The sequence below is a fragment of the Pseudomonas juntendi genome (assembly GCF_009932375.1).
In the GTDB taxonomy this organism is placed as follows: Bacteria; Pseudomonadota; Gammaproteobacteria; order Pseudomonadales; family Pseudomonadaceae; genus Aquipseudomonas; species Aquipseudomonas juntendi.
In genome coordinates, this window is record NZ_BLJG01000271.1 from 1 (window position 1) to 2,943 (window position 2,943).

Consider the following 2,943-nt stretch of genomic DNA (forward strand, 5'->3'; position numbering starts at 1 on the left):
CAGCTCGCAGCTCGCAGCTAAAAAAAGGGCCGTCGAAACGGCCCGAAAATCCCTGTGAGGCTAAGAGCGATGCAACGAGGAATGCGTTAACGATTGGGCTGGGGGGTCAGGCGCAGATAGGGTTTGACGGCCCGATACCCTTTGGGGAAGCGCTGCTTGATCTCTTCTTCGTCCTTGAGCGAAGGCACGATCACCACGTCGTCGCCGTCTTGCCAGTTACCTGGCGTGGCCACCTTGTGGTTGTCGGTCAGCTGCAGCGAGTCGATCACCCGCAGGATTTCATTGAAATTGCGCCCGGTACTGGCCGGGTAGGTGATGGTTAGCCGCACCTTCTTGTTCGGGTCGATCACGAACAGCGAGCGCACGGTCAGGGTGTCGCTGGCGTTCGGATGGATCAGGTCATAAAGGTCTGAAACCTTGCGGTCGGCGTCGGCGATGATCGGGAAATTGACCACGGTGTTCTGGGTTTCGTTGATGTCGGCGATCCATTTGTGGTGCGAATCGACCGGGTCGACCGACAAGGCAATGGCCTTGACTCCGCGTTTGGCGAATTCGTCCTTGAGCTTGGCAGTCAGGCCCAGCTCAGTGGTGCATACCGGGGTGAAGTCAGCCGGGTGGGAGAACAGCACCCCCCAGCTGTTACCCAGCCACTCGTGGAAACGGATCTTGCCTTCGCTGGAATCCTGTTCGAAATCGGGGGCGATATCGCCGAGTTTTAGGCTCATAGGCTGCGGCTCCTGGGCTGGGTTGTGGTCAGCGTGTGAATTGACTGTGCCTGCAACTGACTAAAAACAAAAAGAATAAATAATGATTTATTTATAGCTTTTTGACATTACAGGCTGCAGTCATGAAAAAGCCTCGCACTAGGCGAGGCTCTTTGGTGTCGCTACGGCTTACAGGAAGCTGTAAGTGTAGTTCACGATGAAGCGAGTCTGGTCCTGGTCGGCGCTGGCTTCGCTGCTGCCACCACGGTACACACCCTGGCGCAGGCTGAAGCCCAGGCCTTTGAGGGTGCCTTGCTGAATGGTGTAGTCGACGCGGGCGTCACGTTCCCATTCGTTGTAGGTGCCGTGGCCGCTCTTGTAGCGAATGTCGTCACCGCGCAGGTAGGAAACCGAAGCCTTCAGGCCCGGAACGCCAAGCGAGGCGAAATCATACGAGTACTGGCCGAAGTTGGTGTTCTCACCGGCACGGGCGAACTGGTTGATCATGCTGTCGGTGAACAGGTAGAAGCTGGAACCGGCAGCGCCTTCAGGGCGACCGTTACCGTCAACCACGTTGCCCTGGTTCAGCCAGACGAAACCGCCGTCATCGCTGACTTGCTGACGACCGAGCATCAGCGCGTGGCCACCCAGGGTGTAGGTGAACATGGCCGACCAGGTCTTGTTGTCGACCTTGCCAGTGTTCTTGGCGTAGCCACCGTTGTTGCTGAAGTTGTAGCCACCGCCGTGACCGTTGTTGCCGTCACTGCTGCTGTCGAAGTAGCGCAGGTCGGTCTTGAACGACTGGTCGTCGGCGATCTTGAAGACGTGGGTGGCACCCAGGAAGTGCTGCTTGTAGAAGTCTTCCAGGTTCGAGTAGTAGTACTGCAGGGTCAGGTCTGGAGTGAGCTTGTAGTCCAGGCCGCCGTAGCGGAACTTGTTGCTGTCGGCAGTGGCGCCAGCGACCGACAGGCCGGTACGGTTGCTCGACGCACGACCCATGGCGTGGGTCAGCTGACCGGCGTTGATGGTCAGGTTGTCGATTTCCTTCGACTGGATGGTGCCACCCTCGAAGGTTTGCGGCAGCAGACGCCCGTCGTTGGAGACCAGGATCGGCAGGTTTGGCGCCAGGGCGCTACCGAAGTGCACTTCGGTCTTGGAGAAGCGAGCCTTGGCGTTGGCGCCAAAACGTGCCCACTGGCTAGCGGCCGAGCCGTCCGAGTCGCTTGGGAAGAAGCTGCTGTTGTCAGGGTGTTTGCCACGGCCACCGTCCAGGTGGATACCCCACAAGGCCTGGGCATCGACACCAAAACCAACGGTGCCTTCAGTGAAACCAGAGATGTAATCGAGCTTGAAGCCCTGACCCGACTCGCGGTTGTCAGCACCGCCATCGCGGTTGTCGTTGTTGAAATACATGGTGCGCGAGCTGAGGGACAGCTTGCTGTCTTCCACGAAACCGGCAGCGCCTGCTGTTTGGGCGAAAACCCCCAGTGCCACGGCCACGGCCAGGCTGGACTTGTACATGATGTGCTCCTCTACGTTCTAATTTTTGTGTATCTCTGGCGGCAGGGTCTTGTGCCCCGCTCACCGTGGATTGGCGATTTAGTCCCAAAGTGTGACTAGTAAGTCAAACGTTTCTAAACGTTTCTCGACTTTGGTCTAAGGCGCCACCTGCGCTACAGGATAATGACAATCCTATAAATCCAAAATGACCGTTTTGTGAATTTCTAAGATTTTTAGGGAATATGTAACGAACCTTTGCAACCAATAGTTGTAGCTAGCCGGGCTCTAATAGCTTTTTGCTATTTGCAAACGTTTGCTAATAACCTAATTCCTTAATGTTCTATAGGGACGGAGAAGCCTAGCAGGCTGATCTGATTTCGCCATTGACCCAGGTTATGGCCCTTCGCAGGCTTTGTAGGAGCGGCCTTGTGTCGCGATGGGGCGCGATGCGGCCCTGAACGCTCAGCGTCGCAGCAGCCATCGTCAGGGCCGCTTCGCGCCCCATCGCGACACAAGGCCGCTCCTACAGCTTTACAGCCTATTAGAGTCTGGAGTGAGAGCGGCGAATGACAAGCTGGATGCCGCAGGTGCCTAGAGCCCGCTCCCACAATGAATCGCGCAGGCTTTTCAAAATTTGAGAAAGACAGTTGCTCCTGCAAGTACGGCGGCAACTCCAAGCCAGCGCAGACCCCATGGAGGGAGCGGGCATGCCCGCGAACACCGGCGCAGCCGGTGCCAG

At 57.2% G+C, this 2,943-nt stretch carries 2 protein-coding genes; both read right to left on the reverse strand.

The genetic code is table 11. From position 1 onward, the window contains the following. Positions 1-86 precede the first annotated feature (86 nt). The gene (locus GYA94_RS24245) at positions 87-725 is read right to left on the reverse strand and encodes a peroxiredoxin (protein WP_009682239.1); all 639 of its coding nucleotides are present in this window, start codon (positions 723-725) and stop codon (positions 87-89) included. 168 nt (positions 726-893) lie between these two features. After that, complete coding sequence (locus tag GYA94_RS24250) at positions 894-2,225, reverse strand: OprD family porin (RefSeq protein ID WP_110678909.1); 1,332 nt, start codon at positions 2,223-2,225, stop codon at positions 894-896. Positions 2,226-2,943: the final 718 nt, after the last annotated feature.

Bases quoted from the DNA above. Each gene is read 5' to 3' on its own strand.
- GYA94_RS24250 (WP_110678909.1), bottom strand. From the start codon at position 2,225: ATGTACAAGTCCAGCCTGGCCGTGGCCGTGGCACTGGGGGTTTTCGCC.
- GYA94_RS24245 (WP_009682239.1), bottom strand. From the start codon at position 725: ATGAGCCTAAAACTCGGCGATATCGCCCCCGATTTCGAACAGGATTCC.